We start from the raw sequence: 23583 nt of genomic DNA on the forward strand, positions 1-23583 counted from the left end.
AAAAAGCCCGGAGTCACCTCCGGGCTTAAACTACTCAAAAATAATACATTAAATATCGATCTTAATACCCCCCATAACTGTTTGGGGTAACCCGGGGCGTAATCCGGCCGGACGTCTTGAAACGATATACGTGGCATCGGTAATATTACGCATGTTTACGAACACTGTAGCCATATCATTAATTTGATAAGTTGCCGAGCCATCAAATCGCAAGTAAGAATCAGTGCTTTTACTATCTTCAATATCTCCAGCCCCTGCTACAGTACGCATTGCACTTGTTGTATAGGCATCAATATTTAGCGTAACGCTTCCTTTTTCGACTCCAATATTTCCGTTTAACTGATGCTTCGGCAAATAAGGTAGTTCATCACCTTCTTCAACATTGCCCCAAGTATTACTTTCAAAAGTATTTTGAAAATCGGTATCCGTAAACGTGTAACTTATAGAAATAGGAAGATCTAAATCATTATTTTCAGCCAGTAAATTATGCGTCAGTGAAAACTCAACTCCTTTAACATTAATTTCTCCGGCATTGAACTGTTCGGTTGTACCACTTCCACCGCCAGCTGCCAGATCATTCCCCAACAAATTGCTGTAGTCATTAAAGAAACCAACCAACTCTAAATTAAATACCTCTGTAGCATAACGACCGCCCAGCTCGTAATTAATACTTTCTTCAGCATCCGTTTGGTCATCAGCTGAAGGTCCGGGAGGGGTAAATCCTTTGTGAATACCTCCAAATAGATTTAGTTGCTGAGAAACCGCATAATTAATCCCAATACCCGGAACTAATACATCCAGAGTAGTTTCATTAGTCGACAAATCAGTGCCGGTGCGATCAGGGTCATTGCTACCAAAATTTTCGCGCTTCATCTCAATATGCTCAAAGCGCAATCCAGGTGTAACAATCCACCTGCCAAAACTTATTTCATCCTGAATGTACAGTGCCAACGCATTGGCTGATTCAATTCTGTTGCTTTCGGTACCAGGCTCTCCCTGCGAAGTTTGGACCATCACCCCTTCCTGCATGCGATAGCCATTTACCCATTGGTAACGATCCATTTCATCCTGATGATATCGTGCCCCAATTTCCAATTGTGACTCAAACTGGCCTACACCAAAATGATAGTTGAGCGCTGATTGAATACCTTGTGAAAAATAAGCGCGATTATTGTTTTTAAGGCTGAGTGCATTATCGCTGCTTGTGGTACCCGTTATAATATTATAGGCACTGTTGTACTGCTCCGGGTCGGCAAGCAAATCGCTAATTCCAACACCGTTTACATTATCGAGCTTATACCAGTTTCTATTAAATTCATTATAGTATGCCGTTGTAGTCAGATCCAGCTTATTTGAGAACATAGCAAAGTGCCGTACCTGAAACTGAGTATGATCTGCATCCATTTCATCTACTTGCGAAGCCGCGTAGCGGCGGTACGGACTGCGCTCAAAATCATTTTCAGTTAATCCCAAATAGGTCTCATTTGAAATTTCATCATAATATCCAACCTTAAATTCTACCTTTTGGAATACATCAGCTTGTGGATTCGTGCGGAACATCATCTTTCCTAAAAAATCTTTAGTATCAAAACCTGTATTTCCACCTCCATCCAGATTTTTAAATCCATTACTGGCCATCTGGTAGGTCTCAAACATATAGCCAAAGTTTTTATGGGTGTTACCTATAGTGGCATGAACTTTTCGCATACTTGTTTCTCCAAGTGTCAGATCCACATCGGCAGAAAGATCTGCAGGGATTGGCGTTGATCGATAGTTTATTGCCCCACCGTTTGTATTGGGACCATACTTTATTTGAGATGACCCTTTACGAACCTCAAAACTGCTCATGCGTCCCGCCGTTGGAGTATAGTAAGCTGCCGGAGCTGCATAAGGAGCCGGCGCAATTAATACCCCATCTTCCATTAATGTCACCTTCGAACTTCGTGACGTCCCTGTACCCCGCAAACCTATATTAGGACGTAATCCATAACCGTCTTCCTCCTGAATATAGATACCTGGGACTCGACGAAGTATCCGATTGATATCGCTGTACTCCTGTAGTTCAATATCTTTCATCTCTATATAACTTGCCGCACCGGGCAACTCTTTCATCCAAGCGGGTTTGCCTACAACCGTGACCCGATCAAGCATAATATCATCATAGATGGCAAGACTATCTTTTGCTGACTCGGATGGGCTGAGTTGGGCAAATACCGATGTACTAAATAGAGAGGCTATTAAAATCCCAAAAATCGCACTGACACATTTTGTACTACTATGCATTAAGCTGAGTAAAATTTTTATTTCTAATTCTTATTTAGACCGCCTCTAAACTACTCTAAAAGGGATAAGAGTTCAAGAATTATTTAGAATAATTTTAAATAAAAAAGCCCTGCTAATATTGACAGGGCTTTAGGGTGTTCAATCTGAAAATAATTATTAAATAAGTCCTACTTCGCGAAGCAGATTCAATGTCCCTTCCAACTGTTGTAGCTGCTCATAGTCATATTCCGGACTCAACTGCGATGCCTTTTTAGCATCCAGCATATAATCTGGTAACGTGACATTATCCATAACCGGATACTCATTTACAGTTTCAGCAGCATATTCTTGGGCCTGCTTAGAAAGCAGAAAGCTCAAAAACTGCTGAGCCAACTTGGCATTATCGGCTGTTTGAAGCTGCGTAGCTCCAGTAACAAGGGCAAGGTTTCCAATATCACCTTCCTCAAAGTGGTAGGTTTCAATACTTGCATCGGGATTGGGACCTTCATCTCCATAATGCTCGTGGTCCTCAAAATACCCTTCCTTACCTCCATGCTTAGTTTGGATTACGTAGTAATGATTGGTCAGCCCCATATCTACCTCTCCGGCCAACACTGCCTGTACCATGGGAGTGTTTGAGCTATAAGCTTTTGGATTTAGATCCTGCATATTATTCAGCCAGTTTTTAGCAGTTTCATCTCCCTCTGTAAGCCGCAGTGCGGTAATAAAATCATAGAAGCTGGAATAGGTAGGGGTCCATCCAATTCGACCCTCAAACTCTTCCATTTCGGCCAAGTCAAGTATAGAATCAGGCAAATCCGCTGGATCTACTTCATTGGGGTTGTAGGCCAACACGCGAAAGCGAACTGTTACCGGAATCCATTTGCCAGACTTTGACTGATAGGCTGCCGACTTTGAAGTCAACGAATCAGGCAAGGTCGTTAACATTCCTTTCTGTGATGCATTTGCCAATGCCCCCGTTGTGTTAGCCCAATAAACATCCGCAGGGCTTTGATCCCCCTCTTCACTCATTACAGCCAAGAGCTCAGCATCATTCCCGTAACGCACCTCAATATCGATGCCGGTTTGTTCTTTAAAATCCTCAACAATTGGACTTACTAATGCCTGACTTCGGCCAGAGTACACCACTAACTGATCATCGGACGTCTGTCCGCATGAACTCAGAAAAAAAGCAGCAATACCCACTGCTAACATTTTTAATACATTCTTCATAATTGCAAATCCTCAATCTTCACTTATCATTTATATTGGTTACCTATCATTTCTTGTATCCTACACACAAAGACCTTAATTAGATTGAATCTAATTAAGATGCAGAATGTATTGAATTTATGGTACAATGACTAATAAAAAACGATCGGTTGGCATACTTGGGGCAGGCATTTCGGGATTATCAGCAGCATATAAATTATCCAAAAATAATATTGCTATCACCGTCTATGAGAAGGACGATCAAGTAGGCGGAGCCATCAAAACACATAACGAAAACGGTTGGTTGGTTGAGGAAGGACCCAATACGCTGATGGTAAAACACCAACAGGTTTGGGATTTTCTTAAAGAGCTTGATCTCATTAACAAAAGCATTGAAGCCGGGAAAACGGCTAAGAAGAGATTCATTGTCAAAGATGGACAACCAACACCTCTCCCCATGTCGCCAAGTAACTTTCTGACAACCAACCTCTTTTCTGCCAAAGCAAAATTTCGACTGCTGAAAGAACCTTTTATTCCTCAATCAAATAAAGCGGATGAATCTATTGCTGATTTTATCACTCGTCGTTTGGGCAGGGAGCCATTGGACTACGCTGTAAATCCGTTTGTATCCGGAATCTATGCAGGCGATCCCAAAAAATTATCGGTCAAACATACCTTTGAACCGCTCTGGGACATGGAACAGCAACACGGCAGCCTGCTCAAGGGCATGTTCAAACGTGATCGAAACAGCAATCCCCCAAAACGAGCACTACTCTCTTTTGAAAAGGGGAACCAACAATTACCAATGACAATAGCAAATGCCCTGGGTAACACTGTACAGACTGAAACAAAAATACAATCTGTTTTAAAAAGTGGTGAAAGATGGACCGTCGAAGGCCAACAAAAAAACGGCACTTTTACTGATGAGCATGATATCATTTTGTCAACACTGCCGGCCCATTCGCTCTCTGCTATTTTTGAGGATACTATTTTTGCCCCTCTTAATGACCTACCTTATGCCCCACTTTGTGTTGTAGCGCTGGGTTTCTCCGACAATCAAATTGGCCACCCGCTTGATGGATTTGGGATGCTCATTCCTGAAGTTGAAAACTGCAAGACATTGGGAGCACTTTTCTCCTCATCTTTGTTTCCCGGCCGTGCCCCTAAAAACCACCAACTCCTTACTTGCTTTATCGGCGGTGCAAGGAACCCAGAACTTGCGGAAAAATCAGAAAATGAGTTAAGAACTATCGTATTAGACGAAATCAGCAAACTACTGAATATCACCGGGGAGCCGACATATTCCCATTTCCGCTTTTGGCCAAAGACGATTCCCCAATATGAGGTAGGATATGACAAGGTCCTCAACCAAATAGCAGAAATTGAAAATCAGAAAAATGGTCTATTTATTGTAGGTAACTTCCGGGGCGGAGTATCCGTCCCCGACTGTATATTATCCGGATTTGAAACGGCAAAAAAAGTACAAACGTTTTTAAAAGGACGATAATTTTCTCGAAGGCTGAAAACTCCAATTCTGTTAAAAATTTAGTACCTTCATACATAAAATTAGTAAGTATTATTTTCTAAGAAAACCGAAATAAAAGTACCCTATTATTATGGCTAATGCATTTTTTGAAATTCGGGAACCGGAAAATGAGTCGTACAACTCATACGCTCCCGGAACTCCCGAACGCGAAGAGTTACGAGAAGAATTAGATCGACTAAAAAGTCAAGAAATTGAAATCCCAGCAATCATTGGCGGTAAAGAAGTAAAGACCGATCGCCAGCAAGATGTGGTCATGCCCCACAATCACAGCCACAAGCTTGGAACCGTTCATCTTTGTGGTGAAGAAGAAGTGGAAATGGCCATTGAGTCGGCTCTCGAAGCTCGTAAACAATGGGCAGATATGCCATGGCAAGATCGGGCCGCAATCTATCTAAAAGCTGCTGACCTTATTACTGGTCCCTATCGCTACACGATGAATGCTTCAACCATGCTGGGACAATCGAAAACTCCGCATCAATCCGAAATTGAAGCTGTGGGCGAATTTGCTGACTTCCTACGCTTTAACGCTTACTATCTACAAGAAATATACAAAGATCAGCCTTATTCCCCGGATGGTATGTGGAATCAAATGGAATATCGTCCACTTGAAGGATTTGTCTTTGCGGTTACGCCCTTCAACTTTACCGCTATCGCAGGAAACTTGCCACTGGCTCCCGCACTATGTGGAAATGTAGCGCTCTGGAAACCGGCAACTTCCTCTATTTATTCCAGCTACTTCATCATGAAAGTGCTCAAAGAAGCCGGCATGCCCGATGGGGTAATTAACTTCTTGCCGGGCAGTGGTGCAGATGTTGGAGATCCCGTACTTGAAAGCGAACACCTATCAGGATTACACTTTACAGGATCTACCGGCACTTTTCAGCACTTGTGGAAAAGTATTGCCAAAAATATTGAAGATTATAACACCTATCCCCGTATTGTAGGAGAAACAGGCGGTAAAGACTTCATTTTTGCTCACGAGTCGGCCGATGTGGATGCCGTTGTTATTGCGGCTATCCGTGCTGCATATGAATACCAGGGACAGAAATGCTCTGCGGCATCACGTATGTATCTGCCGGAATCTATCTGGCCAGAGTTCCGCGAGAAATTTCTCGACGAAGTCAAGGATGTGAAGTATGGCGACGTAGAAGACTTTACCAACTTCATGGGGGCTGTGATCGATCAGAAAGCATTTGATAACATTACCTCATATATCGATTACGTCAAAGAGTCTGATGACGGTGAAATTCTTTACGGTGGTAATTACGATGATTCGGAAGGATACTTCATCGAACCGACACTGGTTCAGGCACATGATCCTAAGTTCAAAACCATGGAAGAGGAGATCTTTGGTCCGGTGCTTACGGTTTATGTCTATGAAGATAACAAATTTGACGAAACGCTTGAGCTGTGTGATAATACCTCACCATATGCACTGACGGGTGCTATATTTGCGCAGGAGCGTTATGCTCTCAACAAAATGGCAGATTACCTACGTCAGGCAGCCGGAAACTTCTATATCAACGACAAGCCGACTGCAGCTATCGTCAACCAGCAACCGTTTGGGGGAGCACGTAAATCCGGAACTAATGATAAGGCCGGAAGTGCTGCGAACTTGATGCGCTGGATTTCGGTCCGGTCCATTAAAGAAACGACCGTTCCGGCCAAAGACTGGACCTACCCTTATATGGAAGAAGAATAGTCCAAATAAAGAACGTTCCGCACGAGACGTACGGAACGAGCTAAAATTAGATCCTGAAACAATTTGCATTACAGGATCTCATTTAAGTTTTAAAGGCTCCCGACCAGTGGTCGGGAGCCTTTTTTTTAATTAGCAAAATAAGAACTCATCCCGCAGTAGAGCCTACTTCACCAAATCTATGAAGGGCAGACTACGGAGCAAGCAGATAACAGCTTAAAAAGAGATCAAAAAAAATAAATCTGACTAATTTATATCTAAATCAGATTTCAGATCATCAAATGAATCTTCAATACTGTCGAGCCGATCTTGAATATCTGCTTCTAGTTCTTCCCAATTATCATCGGTATTGGCTCGCAGTTCTTCCAGGTCATTTTCGAGTTCTTCTTTTTCATCCTTCAAGTTTTCCCATTTTTCTTGAAGCTCAGACTTTGTTTCCCCGGTAGCTTCATCAATTTTTTGTTTAACCTGATCCATCTCCTCTTCCATTTCTGAAAGCTCTTCATCAATGCTATTGACGAACTTTTCTTTCTCCACATTCATCTCTTTTTGAGCAGATTGTACCGTTTCCTCAACCTCTTCTTGTCCTTGCTGCATGTTATTATCCGATTTCTCGCTGCATCCAACAAGACCAACGCTAACAAATATTACCACTGAGTAAATTATTAATCGTTTCATATTTAAATAGGTTATTTTCTATTTCATTAAGTAGCTTTCGCTATTACTTAAATGCCACTAACCCATAATTTGTTCCAAGAATGATATTGGGACTTTCATTTTAGATATTAAACCGAAATTATTTCATCCAATTTTATCATTATGACAATAAGCATTTTAGGCTGCGGTTGGCTTGGACTGCCTTTAGCCGAACGGCTTCGCGATGAAGGACATCAGATCAAAGGATCTACTACAAGCGAAGACAAACTACAGGTACTTAAAGGCAAAAATATTACTCCCTTTTTATTGAAACTCACTCCCAAACTACAATGCAATGACTGCGATCATTTTTGGGATGCCGATGTGCTGGTCCTCAATATTCCACCCGGTCGAAGCAAAGATAATGTCAAAGAATTTCACCAGCAGCAGATACAAGCTGTTATTGACCGGCTTAAACATTCACCCATTGAATTTGTGGTATTCATCAGCTCAACATCTGTGTACCCCAAGAAAGGAGGTATTGTAAGCGAAGAGGATACCAAAAAAGGAAAGGCCTCCCGCGCATCGGGTAATGCACTTTTGGAAGCTGAAAAAATGCTTCGGAAGGAGTCAGAATTTAAGACTACGGTTATCCGATTTGGAGGATTATACGGTCATGATCGTCATCCTGTAAAATATATGTCCGGACGAAAAGATATATCCAATGGTAATGCCCCGGTAAATCTCATCCACCAAAAAGATTGCATTAATATTATCCAAAAGGTGATCGAAGATGATATAACCGACCAAACGTTCAATGGCGTATCCGATGGACATCCACCTAAAAAGATGTACTACCCTGCAGTGGCCAAAGCGATGGACCTCGAACCCCCTACTTTTGAAGATGACGAAAGTAAAAAGTACAAAGTTGTTTCAAACAGAAAACTCAAGATGATGCTGAATTATAAATTCAGCCATCCCAATCCTATGGATTTTTAGCGTTCGAACCCGGTGGGTTGTAATCCATCGCAACCCACTTTTTATTCTTGCCACTTTCTATTGCTTTATGGATAAAATGCACGCCACGAGCCCCATCCTCTACCGTAGGAAAATCCAGTGCTAACTTATTAGGCTCATCTCCCGGACCACCGCCCACCATTCCGTACCGAACTTTTTTATGCTGATCCATTTACAATGAATTTGGGATTGAACTTTTCTAATCGCTGTAATATATAAATCTTTTGTCCGCTTGACGATCTACTCAAATCATCTATTTTATATATAAAACGAATAAAGGATTTAAGTATCATGGAAAAGAAGATACACAGTTACGAATCAGATGATATTACGGTAGAATTTGATAGTAAGCGGTGCATCCATTCCGCGGAATGTGTCAAAAATTTGCCTTCGGTATTTAATCCGAATAACAAGCCCTGGATTACCCCCGGAGAGGCCTCTGCCGAAAAAATCAAAGAGGTTGTTCAACACTGTCCTACCGGAGCCCTACAGTATAAGAACGGTGAAGAAGAGCTTCCGGCACGGCAAAATACCATCACTATTGTGCCCGACGGACCTCTGTATCTGCGGGGCGATATCGAGATTCAAAATGCGGAGGGAGAAACGCTACTCGAAGACACACGGGTTGCTGTTTGTCGCTGTGGCGCATCCGAAAACAAACCCCTTTGTGACGATACGCACGAAGACGTCGACTTTGAAGCACCGGCTTCATTCGAAAAAGCCAAGCTGCGTCCCACAAAAGACGGAGATCCATCCGAAAGTAAACTGATTCTAAAATTGATGGATGACGGACCGATTTTACTTGAGGGCACTTACCGTGTACACTCTATTGCAAACGAAGCAGTGAACAGCTCAAAAAATGTCGCTCTTTGCCGCTGCGGCCAATCGTCTGACAAACCGTTTTGCGACGGTACGCATAAAGATGTCGGCTTTGAGGGATGAGCTGATTTTCAGCCTATTTTCGGTGCCATCACACATTACCTGCACGACTCCATAAATCAACTTTGTCCTCTCCCTATAATTAGGGAGGTGGCCTTTTTTAATGGTATCTCAGCTTTATCAACGCCCTTTTCTCTATTGGGAGAATGGGAACCTTCATAATAGCTTCATCTGCCATTTTTATATACTGCCAGTCAAAAAAATATAATCAATATTCATTCTAATGAATGTTGATTGGGTCGACGCCAGATAAAAAGTTAAGACTACCTATGCAGAAACTATTTTTGATTATTGGTTCAATTGCTATGACTCTTGCAGTCGGATTAGGTGCCTTTGGTGCTCATGGCTTAAAAGAGATACTTACTGATGAAATGCTGGATATCTTTGAAACCGGCGTCAAATATCACTTTTATCACGCTATTGGATTATTAGCTGTTGGCCTTGTAGCACAACTGATGCCCAACTCATCACTTCTGCAGTGGTCTGGTTGGTTGATGCTTGCCGGAATTATCATATTTTCGGGAAGCCTCTATATTCTTTCGATAAGCGGTATTCGCTGGATGGGAGCCATTACGCCAATTGGTGGCTTATGTTTTATTGTAGCTTGGGTATTACTGGCTATTGCAAGCTGGCAAAATCTATAAGAACTTCGAATCGACTCTCACACAAGCTCAAATAACACTTGCAGTTCCCAATCATTATTATATTTTAAGACTAATTATTAAAAAACGTCTCATATTTCTTGAGACTATCATTTATCACAAATAGACGCACAGTTTTATCACATTAATCGACACAAATTTTTTAGCTTTAAACTTACGTAACGTATAAACTGTAGGCGTTTTCTATAAAACAACTCTTTACCAAGCAATCATTTCACATGAATTTAGAAGACTTCAGAGAATTTTGCCTGTCATTCAATGGTGTAACCAAGGACTTTCCTTTTGATGATGATGAAACACTTGCCTTTAAAGTAATGGGCAAAATTTTTGCTATCACAGATGTTGAGGATTTCGACAGTATAAATTTAAAATGTGATCCGGTAAAGGCTGCTATGCTTCGCGATCTCTACGAAGACGTACAGCCGGGCTATCACATGAATAAAAAGCATTGGAATACCATTAATCCACAAGGCAAACTTGATGATGAGATTATTAAAGAGTGGATTAAAGACTCGTATAATTTGGTGGTAGAAGGATTACCGCGTAAAAAGCAGAAGAAACTTGAAAAGATGGAAGATTAGGAATCTTTTCACTTATTGCTTGTAAAAAGATTCTTAATCCTGTTGAGGCTTTTCTTTTCAAAATTCCATACAAACTCAAACTGCCCTAATACAAAGCCGAACAGTAGAAACAAAAGCTGATAGGCCGGAAATACGATCAGCGCCCACGCTATAATCTCTAACCATAGCGGGGTAGCCGGTCCTATGCCAATCCAGTCAAAAGCCAATTTTCTCACATATAGGGTTGAGAATCCTGTTATCGAAAATATAAACAGGATCAACAGCAGCCCACCGAATGTATCGACGCCCCACCTTTTTTTCATTTTCTCAATAAATTTACCCACAACGACCCTCATGTTATACGTTATCCAGGGCTACTTTTATTGACTCATCAGCAGCTTCAATAGTTTTTCTAAGGTGATCTTCTGTAAGAGAATTAGCTAAGAAAAGAGCCTCGAACGGGGATGGAGGCAGGTAGATTCCATTTTCCAGCATCTGATGGAAATAGGCCTTAAAAAATGCCTGATCGGTTGTATTGGCTGTTTTGAAATCAATAACTTCTTCTTCCTCTGTGAAGAAAACACTCAACATTGAACCCACTTGGTTAAGCACAAAAGGCACTCCGTGTTCTTCCAAGACATCTTTCAGTCCCCTGGCCAGCTTAACAGTCTTTTCTTCCAATTCATCGTAATGCAGTGGATTTTCATATAACTCTGAAAGTAGCGCATAGCCCGCTGCCATCGCCAAGGGATTGCCCGAAAGGGTTCCAGCCTGATAAACATTACCCACCGGAGAAACAACATCCATAATTTCCTGTTTACCGCCAAAGGCCCCTACCGGCAATCCAGCCCCAATGATTTTTCCATAGGTTACAAGATCTGCCGTAACACCGTAACGCTCTTGCGCTCCGCCCATTGCTACGCGAAAACCGGTCATCACTTCGTCAAAAATGAGAACTACATCGTGGGCATCACACAACTCTCGAAGTCCGGACAAAAATCCTTTTTTCGGGGGAATACATCCCATATTCCCGGCAACAGGTTCCAGAATAATTGCGGCGACTTCTCCCTCATATTCATTGAGCAGCTTCTTGACAGAATTCAAATCATTGAAATTAGCGGTCAACGTATCCTTAGCTGTTCCCTCTGTTACGCCGGGGCTACTCGGTTGACCTAACGTCAGGGCACCACTACCGGCGTTAATCAGAAAAGAATCACCATGACCATGATAATTACCTTCAAATTTGATAACCTTATCCCGTCCGGTATACCCGCGAGCCACACGAATAGCACTCATGCACGCTTCTGTTCCGGAATTCACCATTCGAATTTTATCCACTCCCGGTACCATCTGTTTGACAAGCTCGGCCATCTTAACTTCGATTTCAGTCGGTGCCCCAAAAGAGGTAGACTTAGCCGCGGTCTCTTTGACAGCTTCGATCACCGGCTCATAGGCGTGACCTAAAATCATCGGTCCCCACGACCCCACATAATCAATATATTCTTTACCGTCTACATCAGTAAGAATAGATCCCTTGGCTTTTTCCAAGAAAACGGGCGTACCGCCTACTGATTTAAACGCCCGGGCGGGAGAATTTACACCACCTGGGATGAATTGCTGTGCTCGTTCAAATAATTTTTTACTCTTTTCTAACATAATTCTGTCAACAAAATTTAACTAAGATGTCATCCTGAACTTGTCGTGTCCCGACTATTCGGGGTTTCAGAATCTGCAGTTCATCAAAAAAAACATAGATGCTGAAATAAATTCAGCATGACATGAAACATTGTTTACATTTGATTCTTCAATATTTTTGATGCTGCCTTGGCGAAATACGTAGCAATCAGATCTGCACCGGCTCGCTTAAAGCCGACCAATGCTTCCATCATCGCTTCTTCTTCGTTCAACCACCCTTTCTCAGCAGCAGCCTTTAACATAGCGTATTCTCCGGAAACATTATAGACCGAGACGGGCACCGAGACATTTTCTTTAACGGCTCTGATGACATCCATATAAGGCAACCCCGGCTTTACCATCACGATATCGGCCCCTTCCTGTTCGTCAAGCTTCGCTTCTTTGATTGCTTCCTGAACATTGGCGGGATCCATCTGGTACGTTTTCTTATCACCGAATCCAGGCGCCGAATCCAGCGCATCCCGAAAGGGCCCGTAGTAACTGGAGGCGTATTTTGCGCTGTACGCCATGATGCCGGTGTGCTCGTAACCTTCTTTATCCAACGCTTCACGCATGGCACCGATACGACCGTCCATCATATCCGACGGAGCCACCATATCAACACCGGCTTTGGCATGACTCACGGCCATCTCAGAGAGTATTTCCACGGATTCATCATTCAATATCTCACCGTCCTCTACGATGCCGTCGTGACCATAGCTCGAATAGGGATCCATTGCGATGTCAGTCATCACCAGCATTTCGGGGAATTCTTCTTTAATAGCTCGAACTGCCCGCTGCATCAATCCATCGGGATTAAGCGCTTCTGTACCTTTATTATCTTTGAGCTCATCAGGTACCTTCGCAAATACCAATACCGAACGAATCCCAACTTCTTTCAGCTCCCGGATTTCATCCATCAATAGATCCAACGTATAGCGATAATAGTCCGGCATGGATGGAATTTCGACCTTTTTATTTTCTCCATCCATCACAAAAACAGGAGCGATAAAATCAGCCGGTTTAAGATTATGTTCGGCCACCATATCGCGCATAGCTTCCGAAGTTCGCAATCGTCGTCCGCGTATGTATGGAAATTGTCCGTGTGTCATATCAATTAAAACTGTTGGGGCGTATCGCAATACGCCCATGCAAATTTAGTTTCGATTTAAAATTCCTTCTTCTTCACCGTATTCAATCCAATCAATAGGATTTTCAAGTCGATCTAAAAGATATGCCTCTCGGCTGTCTTCTTTGATTTCAAAATCATAATCCCACCGCACGCGTGGCGGTAGACTCATCAATATCGACTCCGTCCGCCCGTTTGTTTTTAAGCCGAATAATGTACCGCGATCATGAATCAAATTAAACTCGACATAACGTCCGCGACGAATCTCCTGAAAGTATCGCTGTTGATCGGAGTATTTTTCGTCTTCTCGCCGTTTGATTATCGGCACATAGCTATCCAAAAAAGCATCCCCCACATCTGTTGTAAAGTTGTACCAGTCCTCAGCAGTCCGTTCTTCATTAGAACGCAAGTAATCAAAAAACAGCCCCCCAATTCCGCGCCCCTCCGACCGGTGATCATTATAGAAGTATTCGTCACACTCCTTTTTAAACTTGGGATATAAATCTTTGCCATGATTATCACAAGCAGCTTTCAACACTTGGTGAAAATGCACCGCATCTTCATCCCACAAATAATAGGGCGTTAAATCCGCGCCGCCGCCAAACCACTGATCACGCACTTCGTTCATCTCAGCATCATCGTAGAGCTCAAAATAGCGGTAGTTAGCATGTACGGTCGGAACCATTGGACTCTTGGGATGGATAACGAGCGAAAGTCCACCGGCCCAGAACCACCCCTCTTCTACTTCAAATCGCTTACGTATCAGCTCGGGAAGTTCTCCGTGCACGCTGGATATATTCACTCCCCCCTTTTCAAAAACGTCGCCTTTTTCGATCACCCGAGTATGACCGCCACCTCCGCCATCGCGTTCCCAATCGTCATGGCGAAATCGTGCCCTTCCGTCAATTGCTTCCAGAGTATCACAAATCTCATCCTGTAACTTACGAATGTAGGCTTCAAATCGATTTTTGATCGAGGTCTCGTCAAAGTCCCCCTTCGAAGGGGGATGATCTTCTACCCATCCTTTAATAGATCGTTCTACATTTTTAAGATCATTCATGACTTCATCATCCGTAAATCGCAATATGGTAAAGCCTTTCTCTTCAAGCTCTTTTTGTCTATCTAAGTCCTCATACCACTGGCGTTCATCCTCATGTGAATACCCATCAACTTCAATGATCAGCTGTAGCTCTTTACACATAAAATCAGCGATATAATTCAATACCGGCCGCTGACGAAGGAAAGTATATCCTTTCATTTTACCCGCTCGCAACACTTCAGACCAAAGCCTTATTTCAGCTTTCGTTGAGTCTTTTCGGAGCTTACGAGCAAGCTCTTTCAAATCTTTGTTATAACCGTAATTATCGTATTCAGTTGACATATTTTGATAGTTACCTTAGGTCATCCCCCTTAATCCCCCTTCAAAGGGGGACTTAAATTTACTTCGAGCCGCGTTAATCTGTAGCTGTGTACTCCTTTACAGTATCAACGAAAACACGGGCATTATCTACGGGAATGTTCGGCAAAATTCCATGGCCCAGATTCGCAATATATTTCTGTGTCCCGAATCGGTCGATCATTCGCTTGGTCTGGCGGCGGATTTCATCTTGCGGCATCATCAGTTTTGAGGGATCAAAGTTGCCCTGCAAAACGACATCTCCGCGCGTAGCATCCCGTCCATATTCAGGAGTGATTGTCCAATCAAGTCCCAGTGCCTGCGCATTGCTCTTAAAACTGAGTCGCTCGAGCGCATACCAGCTACCTTTGGCAAACAGAATCACCGGCACCTCGTCGATGGCATCACAAATCTCCATAAGGTACGGCATCGCCCACTCGTTAAAATCTTCGGGGCTTAACAAACCTGACCAAGAATCAAAAAGCTGTACTACCTGCGCACCGGCCTTTATCTGCGCTTTCAGGTAATCAATCGTTGCCTTGGTTAGCTCTTTCATTACATGCTTGGCCGCATCAGGATGCTGATACATAAAGGCTTTGGCCTTGGCAAAATTCTTGGAGCCTTCGCCCTGTACCATATAGCAGAAGAGCGTCCATGGTGCCCCGGCAAAACCGATCAGCGGCACGCGTCCGTTGAGCTCCTTACGCGTTAGTGTTATTGCCTCCATAACATGATTGAGCTTCCCGGGAATATCCTCAGCCAAAATCGAAAAGGCATCATCCACACTGCTAATGGGGTTTTCCATCACCGGACCTTTGCCTTTAACCAGATCCACATCAATACCAAGTGCTTGCGGAATCGTTAGGATATCCGAAAAGATAATAGCGGCGTCCGGTTCGAGTTCATCAATAGGCTGAATGGTAATTTCACAGGCCAGCTCAGGCGTTTCTACACGTTCAAAAAAAGTGTATTTCTTGCGTAGCTTCATATACTGCGGCAAATAACGGCCGGCCTGACGCATCATCCATACGGGCGGACGTTCAATTTCTTCGCCGCGTAGTGCTCGTAGCAGTAAATCATTTTTTAGTTCCGGAAAATTGTTACTCATAAAATATTTAGTAATTTAAAAAGTGTTGAATCCTTTGAGGTCATTCCCCTTAATCCCTCTCTGAAGGGGACTGTTCAACCTTATTAAAAATATAATCGGCAGTGGTACGCAAAAGTACTTCGGTATCGGGCTGCTTGGCAATTTCTACATGCTGATCTGTACGTTCTTTAAGTGCACCGGCTGTTGTAGGACCGATGGCAAAAAGCGGTGGTAATTCTTGGTCAAATCCGGTACCGCGAGCAAAACCTTCCACCGCACTTGGACTGTAAAATAGGATGCCGCTCACCGGTTTATTTGGCATTTCCACCGGATTAATAATCGTTTCATACACTTCAAGCTCAATCACTTCAATACCATCATCTTGCAATCGATCACTCATCTCATCCCGACTCAAATTTCCATGGAAATAGATGACCGAATTAATCTTTCCTTCTTCAATAATTAGCTCGGCCAAGTGCTTTCCATCCTGTTTTATTGGAATCTTAGCATCAAGTCCTAAATCCTGCAAGGCATCACGCGTTTTCGCTCCCACTGCAAATAGCTGCACTTCAGGTCGAACGCGTAAACCGGCATCCATCAATTCTTCCAGTGCTTTTACACCATTGGCACTGGTAAAAACCCAATCCGATTTAAGATGCTCATTAATCACTTTAAGCACACTATCCCAGTAATCGGGAAAGTTGAACTGCAGCGCCGGTTCAATAATAGGCTCCAGTCCAAGAATACGAGCATATTCAAACTGCTGTGCAGATAAAGGTCGCGTTACTAAAATATTTCGTTTGTCTTGTCTCATTGATAACCAATTATTACGTCATGATAAATTTATTCCAGCATCTATGTTTTTTGATGAACTGCAGTTCCTGAAACCCCGAATAGTCGGGACACGGCAAGTTCAGGATGACATTGAAACTACTCCGATTTCATCTCTTCAATTACCTTAATTGCCCCTTCGGCCAAGAGGGCTTGTGCGGCAGAATGCCCAAGATCACCGGCCTCACCTACCGAGACACGCTCTTCGTAATCGTATTGCTCGCGTCCGTCAAGCATAAGTGCCACAGCTTTAAAATGCACTTCTTCATCCTCAATAAAAGCATAAGCACCAACAGGTGCACTGCAACCGGCTTCCATATCATGCAAAAAATCGCGTTCAATCGTCGTGCAAAGCGCCGTTTCATCGTGATTCAGCTGCGAAACGATCTCCTCCATCTCACTGTCATCTTCGCGAATCATCACTGCCATTGCTCCCTGCGCTGCTGCCGAAACCATCCAGTCCAAGTATTCACTTATATGATGACCGAGATCGATACGTTCCAACCCGGCTGCGGCAAAAATAGCCCCGTCCCAGTTGTTCTTCTCTACTTTTTCGAGGCGCGTATTTACATTTCCCCGGATATTTACAATCTCGTGATGCGGATAACGATGCAACCACTGTGCACGCCGCCGGTTGCTGCTTGTGGCAATAGTCGCTTTATAATCAGGATCATCCAAAAAACCGGTTCCATCGGGCGCAACCAGCGAATCGCGCGCATCGGCACGCTCCATAATAGCCGCCACTTTGAGTGGAAGCGGATTTTCGGTAGGCAGATCCTTGAATGAATGAACTGCGATATCAATTTCATCATTAAGCTGGGCATTATCGAGCGCCTTTGTAAATACGCCCTTACCGCCCATCTCAGTTAGCGGTGTTGTCAGGTCAAGGTCCCCCTCCGACTTAACAAAAATAAGCTCGGTTTCATGGCCGAGCTTTTCTAACTTCTTAGCAACCTGTTTGGCCTGCCACGTAGCTAACTGACTATCACGGGTGCCAATACGAATTGTTTTCTTACTCATCTCCGGGCTTCGTTTCGAGTTTAAACATATCATTAACCACCTTGGTCACCTGCTCAGATTCGTGATGATCACGCAGATGCTCAATAGAATAGGCGGCAATTTTATTTACGATGCGACGAGTTAGGTTTTCTACTTTTTCTTTGTCGGTCTCTGAAATTTTATTTCTAAAAAACTCAAACTCATCTTCGCGGATATTATCAAATTTGTTCGTCAGTGCCTTAATCGTAGGCACCACTTTCTGCTTGCTAAGCCAGTTTTTATAATCGGTTAGCTCATCATCAATAATCTTCTTGACCAACGGGATATTTTCTTCGCGCTTGCGATAGGCCTCATCAGTTACATCCGTCAGAAAATCCATATTTGCCAGATCCACAAATTCCATTTCACCTATCTGGGGATCAATATTACGAGGAACCGACAGATCCACCATTACCTTAAACTTCGGATCGAGCAGTGAAGGCTTCATATCATCCAGTGTAATAACCGGCTCTTTGGCTCCCGTTGCCACAATAACTAAATCGGCTTCGTCTATCTCTTCCGACAACCGTTCCATACCGGCTACCTGTAAGTCATATTTATCCGCCACAAACTCGGCCCGTTCCCGTGTTCGGTTGATAAGCGTGAGCTTCCTGGCACCGAGATTAATCAAATTCTTGCACGTTACCTTGCCGATCTTACCGGTTCCTACCAGCAGAATATTTTTGTCTTTCAAATTATCGAAGGTCTTTACCGCAAATTTTACCGCAGCATAGGCCGTTGTGGCTGCCCCTTCGCCGAGTGACGTTTCATTTCGTGACCGTTTGTGTGCCCGAAAAACGTGCTGCATCAACCGGTGAAGCTCACCGTCCACGGCATCCATATCGCTGGCCAGCTCATACCCTTCTTTCACTTGCTTTACAACTTGCAGGTCACCCAATATTTGAGAGTCAAGTCCCACAGTAACTTGAAAAAGATGCTCAACGGCCTGCTGACCTTCTTTTTCAAATCCATAATTGTGGAATTCATCCAGTGATGCATTGGAGTATGTTACCAGAAGGCGAATCAGCTCTTGGGGAGTAACATCCTGTGCAAAAATCTCTGTTCGATTACATGTCGAAACAACAAACAGGCTATTAATTCCTTCACGTTTGGCACCTTCAATAAGCTCTTTCTTCTGAGCTTTTTTCAGGCTAAACCGCTCCCGCACATCAATGGTTGCCTCCCAGTGGTTGACACCAACAGCACAAAAATCAGTTATTTGAGGTTGCTCTGACATCTATTTAAGCAGAAACTTTTTTAGATTCTTTTTCTTCTTGCGCAACATCGACTTCGTGATCCAATTTGTCTAACACCTGATCGGCTAATGCTTCAATATATCTTGGATGGTCGTTAATACCTTCCATCACTTTCAGGTTTTCAAATTCATACCCATCCTCTTCCAAATCCTCAACCAGTTCAACGCCCAGCTCGAATAACGTTTCCACATGGTCGGTTACAAAAGCAATGGGAATCATGAGGAAATTCTTTATTCCATACTCAATATGACGCTCAACCAGCTCTGCGGTGTTAGGCTGTGTCCACTTTTGCGGGCCCACTTTTGACTGATACCCCAACCAATAATCATGATCGTAGCCGCGCATTTCCATAATAGCTTCCATCGTTTGGTTGATTTCTGTGGTATAAGGGTCACCGCTTCGTACCTCGAGCTTGGGTGTACCGTGTGCACTAAAGATGAAATGCGTTTTATTGCGCGTTTCTTCATCCATCTCGGCCAGTGCTTCATCAATGCGATCATTCATAGCCGAGAGATATTTTTCATCGAGGTGATAATTTTTAACGTGAAATTCTTTCCACGGGGTATCATGACCAAATTTCTCATCGCGCTTGGTCTCCCAATCACGATAACTACTCCCGGTAGTCGTCCACGAGAACTGTGGATAGAGCGGCACCATCACCGCATGAGTGATGTCATCTTCAACCATATCATCCATTGTCGTCTCGGCAAACGGCAGCCAATACCGCATGCAGGTATATACTTTCACAGTATGATCGGGCATTACCTTTCCAAGATGCTTCTCAAGACCGCGCCGTTGCTTTTCCGTCAGACTGTTAATGGGCGAACAACAGGTTGAGGTGATACTCTTTTTCCGATTGATGCAATGCTTGTTACCCATACAGCCCTTGGGGCAGCCGTTGATCTCTTCATAATCTTCCTGCACGCTTGGCGCACGGAATTTTGAAATAATTCTTGCAAACAGATCCTGGATTTTACCGCCGCCCATTTTGATAATATCCTCATCCTTGAACAGGTTATACAAAAATGGTCGAACGGCATAGTCGGCAGTGGGGCCGCCGAGATTCATCAATACTACACCAATTCGTTTCTCTTTATCTGCCATAAAACAAATTCCTTATTTCCAGCCTGTAGGGGCTTATTTTATATTTCGACATTCATCTGATTACAGTCCTCTGTTATCAAGGTGAAGAAAGTCATTCTTTGTGAAGGAAATTTGAAGAAATGCTGGCGAATTCTATTTAGAATGAGTCTAATCGAGATCATCTGAAATAGATGCAAAAAGATGGCAAAATCACCACTCCTGCATTCAGGGTTAACTATGCCAAAGTAGCAAGACTATGTAGGCTTTACTTCGTAGCAAAAATCCAGTAGGAGACATCTGCCCCCCATATTTCTTTAAGTATTTAACTTTTACAAGAAATCTATTTAAAAAATTTCAGGCTAAGCCTTTCGCAACTCAAACCAAAAACGAGTACCTTCACCTACTTCGCTTTCTACCTCAATTTTTGAACCATGAGCATTGAGAATACTCTTAACCACAGCCAATCCTAATCCCGTACCTCCCTTATCGCGTGATCGTGCCTTATCTGTCCGGTAAAAGCGATCAAACAACCGATTCAGATGCTCCTCAGAAATACCGATCCCACGGTCTTCCACCATGATCGTAACTTTGTTTTCAGAATCTTGATACGATAGGTTAACGGTTCCCTCGTTCGTATATTTGATAGCATTTGATACCAAATTATCAAGCACTTGTTCAATTTTACCGGGATCGCCAACGACCCTGCAGCTATGCTGATCAACATTTAGTTTTACATTCTTTTTTGCCGCTTTTTCCTCGTACCATGCCTGCATATGTTCGGTAATATCAGAGAGATCAAACTCCTGCAGTTCAACAAAGTATTCATCGGAATCGTATCGTTGAAGGATCTTTAAATCTTTAAAGAGATGTGAAATCCGTTCGGTCTGTTTCTTTGCCGTAGTAATATATTTATCCTTCTTCTCTTCTGATAACTCATCCAGCTCCAACATATCAAGCGCGCCGGAAATTGTGTGTAGCGGATTGCGAATTTCGTGAGTGATATCTGCAAAAAACTGACGCTGTTTCTCGGCGAATTGTTTAATCTGTTCGGTGTCAGCCCGCAGTTTAGAGGCCATTTGATTAAGTGATGTAGCAAGCGTGCCGAACTCATCACTACGACTAATATCGATCTCCCGATCCACATCTCCGTCGGCGATATCCTGTGCAGCATCCTTAATCTGAGTAATGGGCTTAGTCACATAGCGGGCAATCCATATACTTACGACTACCACTAATCCGATTGAAATAAACATGCCATAATAAATAATCCAACGGATAGTTTTGATGGGTTCATAGATCTGATCCTTAAACTGCGAAGCCTGTAAAAATAAAGTGCCGGCCGTAGAATCAGGAAGCATAATATAGCTTTTCAGAACTTCTGAGTCAGAATCGCGGGGAAGCAGTGGCAGGTTTTCACGTGCCTTCAAACTTTCTATGATGCCTGCATCTAACTTTTGTATCGATGCGATGGTCGTATCGCTGCTCTGATAATGGTTAATTAATTTTCCGGTAGAATCGTAAACTGCCAGCTGATATCCCGAGGTACGCGCAGTCTCTAACAACCGATCATCAAAGTTTTCATCATCTGACAAGTTTGCCGCCGTTACAGCCAACCACCGGGTATCGCGCTCCATTTCTGCACGTCCTTCTTCAAGCAGATAATCCCTGATAAAAACAATGGAATAGCTGCTGATAGAAGTGATCCCAAAAATAAGCAGCAGAATAAATGTCCAAGCAAGCTTTGATCGAATCTTCATATAACTCAAATAACGCTAATTGAGCTGATAATCACTGATTCTATATTCATTATGATCTGTTTCAGCTTTAGAATCTATTTTCTGTTATACCTTTACAACTTCTCGGTTAAGCCCATACCCAATACCGCGGTAAGTTTTAATAACTTCACCGGCATCTCCCATCTTTAGGCGTAGATTTTTTACATGAACATCTACCGTGCGATCAAATACGTATCGGTCATCTTCGGTGATATGTTCTAAAATCTCTTGCCGGGTATACACGCGTTTGGGATTTTGATAAAAGAGCTTGATCAGCGTGTACTCTGTTGAGGTTAGATCAATTTTCTCATCATCCACATACAGTTCTTTAGCATCGGTATCCAGATAAGTATCGCCGTATTGCAGCCAGTTGGCTTTCTGGGGATTTTGGCGGCGAAGCAGCGACTCCACATGTGCCTTTACCAACGGCAGGCTGGCCGGTTTGGGGATGTAATCATCTGCCCCAAGCTCCAACCCCTCGATCTCATCCTCTTCTTCATCTTTGGCTGTTAAAAATATTACGGGAATATCGTTTAACACGGGATGGCTACGAATGTGCTTACAAATCTCCTTACCATCAACATTGGGAACCATAATATCAAGAATGGCCAAATGAATTTCTCCGGCATGTTGCTCAATAAGCTCCAGCGCTCGATTCCCTTCATGGGCTACAAGCACGTCGTAATCATTCATCTCCAGGAAATTAGCCAGCATCTCTGCCGGTTCCTCTTCATCTTCAACTAATAATATGCTATGCTTTGGTCTCACAATAATTATTTTTACTTACAATAATGAGTTGAAAACAGCTTTTACTAACAAATCGTTGATTGTAATAAAATAGCAAACTTTGCAGAGTTTCTGAACAGACCTTTGAAGAACGGTATGCCTACTTGCCAAACTTAACTCGTTTCTGCATTTTGAGCGATATTAAACTGCGCTTGGTTTTATTGATTTATAATTAGTTCTCTTCCGATGTCATTTCAAGATAAAATTGTCTGGATTACCGGTGCTTCCTCAGGTATCGGCGAAGCCCTTGCCTACGAACTCAGCAACCGGGGTGCAAAACTTATTCTATCATCACGACGCAAAGAAGCACTAACGAAGGTCAAAGAAAATTGCCAAAACCCCTCTGACGTTCACATCATTACACTTGACCTTTCCAAAACAGATCAACTCCCAGTCAAAGCAAAAGAGGCTCTCGATATATTCGGACATATCGACTACCTATTTAATAACGGTGGCATAAGTCAGCGATCAGAAGCTATCAATACAAAGCTGGAAGTAATTCGCAGAGTAATGGAAATCAATTTCTTTGGATCTGTAGCATTAACGAAGGCAGTACTCCCCTCAATGACAGAACATCAATCGGGTCATATTGTAATTACCAGCAGTGTAATGGGTAAGTTTGGCACCCGTTTGCGATCGAGCTATGCCGCCTCTAAGCATGCCTTACATGGTTATTTTGATTCCCTGCGTCAGGAGGTTTACGATGATGATATCAAGATATCGATAGTCTGTCCGGGATTCATCAAAACAAACGTCACCAAAAATGCTTTGGAAGCCGACGGCAGCAAACACAATAAAATGGGCAAAGGACAAAAAAACGGTATGCCGGCGGATGAATTTGCTGATAAACTCATCCCAAAAATATTAAAAGAGAAGGAAGAAATTTATATAGGAGGGAAAGAAATATGGGGCGTTTACCTAAAACGCTTTTTCCCTCGTCTGTTCAATAAAATGCTGCGTAATACTGATGTTACATAAAAAAGGCCCTTCTCACC

At 43.1% G+C, this 23583-nt stretch carries 22 protein-coding genes; 7 read left to right on the forward strand and 15 right to left on the reverse strand.

What is annotated here, in order from left to right; all coding sequences use genetic code 11:
• Positions 1–48: 48 nt before the first annotated feature.
• Positions 49–2283, reverse strand: coding sequence for a TonB-dependent receptor family protein (locus CK503_RS06875; RefSeq protein WP_095606056.1), 2235 nt, complete (start codon positions 2281–2283; stop codon positions 49–51).
• 156 nt (positions 2284–2439) lie between these two features.
• Positions 2440–3495, reverse strand: coding sequence for an iron ABC transporter substrate-binding protein (locus CK503_RS06880; RefSeq protein ID WP_217988361.1), 1056 nt, complete (start codon positions 3493–3495; stop codon positions 2440–2442).
• A 127-nt stretch (positions 3496–3622) separates the two neighbouring features.
• On the opposite strand from CK503_RS06880, the gene hemG reads away from it, so the two are divergent.
• Entirely contained in the window at positions 3623–4981 is a 1359-nt protein-coding gene (gene hemG, locus CK503_RS06885; RefSeq protein ID WP_095606057.1) for a protoporphyrinogen oxidase, read from the forward strand.
• Between the two features lie 109 nt (positions 4982–5090).
• Entirely contained in the window at positions 5091–6722 is a 1632-nt protein-coding gene (gene pruA, locus CK503_RS06890) for an L-glutamate gamma-semialdehyde dehydrogenase (protein ID WP_095606058.1), read from the forward strand.
• Positions 6723–6965: 243 nt separating this feature from the next.
• Here the strand turns inward: pruA and CK503_RS06895 are convergent, their stop codons facing one another.
• Positions 6966–7397 (reverse strand): sll1863 family stress response protein, encoded by a 432-nt coding sequence (locus CK503_RS06895; RefSeq protein WP_095606059.1) that lies wholly within the window; start codon positions 7395–7397, stop codon positions 6966–6968.
• Between the two features lie 141 nt (positions 7398–7538).
• Between CK503_RS06895 and CK503_RS06900 the strand changes: the two genes are divergently transcribed.
• On the forward strand, positions 7539–8354 hold the full coding sequence (locus CK503_RS06900) for an SDR family oxidoreductase (protein WP_095606060.1): 816 nt from the start codon (positions 7539–7541) through the stop codon (positions 8352–8354).
• On the opposite strand, the gene CK503_RS06905 is transcribed toward CK503_RS06900, so the two are convergent.
• Positions 8341–8544 carry a hypothetical protein gene (locus tag CK503_RS06905; protein ID WP_095606061.1) on the reverse strand — a complete coding sequence of 68 codons (204 nt, stop codon included), beginning with the start codon at positions 8542–8544 and terminating at the stop codon, positions 8341–8343. The genes CK503_RS06900 and CK503_RS06905 overlap by 14 nt on opposite strands.
• Before the next feature lie 119 nt (positions 8545–8663).
• On the opposite strand from CK503_RS06905, the gene CK503_RS06910 reads away from it, so the two are divergent.
• The 3 genes from CK503_RS06910 (at position 8664) to CK503_RS06920 (ending at position 10554) form a co-directional block, all read left to right on the forward strand.
• Positions 8664–9314, forward strand: a complete 651-nt coding sequence (locus CK503_RS06910; protein ID WP_095606062.1) for a CDGSH iron-sulfur domain-containing protein — start codon at positions 8664–8666, stop codon at positions 9312–9314.
• Positions 9315–9580: 266 nt separating this feature from the next.
• Positions 9581–9955, forward strand: a complete 375-nt coding sequence (locus CK503_RS06915) for a DUF423 domain-containing protein (RefSeq protein ID WP_095606063.1) — start codon at positions 9581–9583, stop codon at positions 9953–9955.
• A gap of 236 nt (positions 9956–10191) precedes the next feature.
• Positions 10192–10554, forward strand: coding sequence for an MmcQ/YjbR family DNA-binding protein (locus CK503_RS06920; RefSeq protein WP_095606064.1), 363 nt, complete (start codon positions 10192–10194; stop codon positions 10552–10554).
• A gap of 8 nt (positions 10555–10562) precedes the next feature.
• Here CK503_RS06920 and CK503_RS06925 read toward each other — a convergent pair whose 3' ends face one another.
• The 11 genes from CK503_RS06925 to CK503_RS06975 all read right to left on the reverse strand — a co-directional run bounded on the left by CK503_RS06925 (position 10563) and on the right by CK503_RS06975 (position 22570).
• A complete protein-coding gene (locus CK503_RS06925) occupies positions 10563–10856 on the reverse strand; it encodes a DUF6787 family protein (RefSeq protein WP_141239898.1) in 294 nt (97 codons plus the stop codon).
• Between the two features lie 34 nt (positions 10857–10890).
• Positions 10891–12189 (reverse strand): glutamate-1-semialdehyde 2,1-aminomutase, encoded by a 1299-nt coding sequence (hemL, locus tag CK503_RS06930; RefSeq protein ID WP_095606066.1) that lies wholly within the window; start codon positions 12187–12189, stop codon positions 10891–10893.
• A 134-nt stretch (positions 12190–12323) separates the two neighbouring features.
• Positions 12324–13358, reverse strand: coding sequence for a porphobilinogen synthase (gene hemB, locus CK503_RS06935; protein ID WP_255233352.1), 1035 nt, complete (start codon positions 13356–13358; stop codon positions 12324–12326).
• A gap of 6 nt (positions 13359–13364) precedes the next feature.
• Positions 13365–14717, reverse strand: coding sequence for an oxygen-dependent coproporphyrinogen oxidase (gene hemF / locus CK503_RS06940; RefSeq protein ID WP_095606067.1), 1353 nt, complete (start codon positions 14715–14717; stop codon positions 13365–13367).
• Between the two features lie 73 nt (positions 14718–14790).
• Positions 14791–15840 carry a uroporphyrinogen decarboxylase gene (hemE, locus tag CK503_RS06945; RefSeq protein WP_095606068.1) on the reverse strand — a complete coding sequence of 350 codons (1050 nt, stop codon included), beginning with the start codon at positions 15838–15840 and terminating at the stop codon, positions 14791–14793.
• Positions 15841–15889: 49 nt separating this feature from the next.
• Positions 15890–16633: a uroporphyrinogen-III synthase gene (locus CK503_RS06950; RefSeq protein ID WP_095606069.1), complete on the reverse strand. Its 744-nt coding sequence runs from the start codon at positions 16631–16633 to the stop codon at positions 15890–15892.
• Positions 16634–16749: 116 nt separating this feature from the next.
• The gene (hemC, locus tag CK503_RS06955) at positions 16750–17670 is read right to left on the reverse strand and encodes a hydroxymethylbilane synthase (RefSeq protein WP_095606070.1); all 921 of its coding nucleotides are present in this window, start codon (positions 17668–17670) and stop codon (positions 16750–16752) included.
• The gene (gene hemA / locus CK503_RS06960; protein ID WP_095606071.1) at positions 17663–18925 is read right to left on the reverse strand and encodes a glutamyl-tRNA reductase; all 1263 of its coding nucleotides are present in this window, start codon (positions 18923–18925) and stop codon (positions 17663–17665) included. Before hemA ends, hemC begins: the two co-directional genes overlap by 8 nt.
• Before the next feature lie 4 nt (positions 18926–18929).
• Positions 18930–20048, reverse strand: a complete 1119-nt coding sequence (hemH, locus tag CK503_RS06965; RefSeq protein WP_095606072.1) for a ferrochelatase — start codon at positions 20046–20048, stop codon at positions 18930–18932.
• Between the two features lie 338 nt (positions 20049–20386).
• Positions 20387–21784 (reverse strand): sensor histidine kinase, encoded by a 1398-nt coding sequence (locus CK503_RS06970; RefSeq protein WP_095606073.1) that lies wholly within the window; start codon positions 21782–21784, stop codon positions 20387–20389.
• Positions 21785–21868: 84 nt separating this feature from the next.
• Entirely contained in the window at positions 21869–22570 is a 702-nt protein-coding gene (locus CK503_RS06975; protein ID WP_095606074.1) for a response regulator transcription factor, read from the reverse strand.
• Positions 22571–22774: 204 nt separating this feature from the next.
• Between CK503_RS06975 and CK503_RS06980 the strand changes: the two genes are divergently transcribed.
• Positions 22775–23566, forward strand: a complete 792-nt coding sequence (locus CK503_RS06980) for an SDR family oxidoreductase (RefSeq protein ID WP_095606075.1) — start codon at positions 22775–22777, stop codon at positions 23564–23566.
• The last annotated feature ends 17 nt before the right edge of the window (positions 23567–23583 follow it).

This window comes from Fodinibius salipaludis, assembly GCF_002287075.1.
Lineage (GTDB): Bacteria > Bacteroidota > Rhodothermia > Balneolales > Balneolaceae > Fodinibius > Fodinibius salipaludis.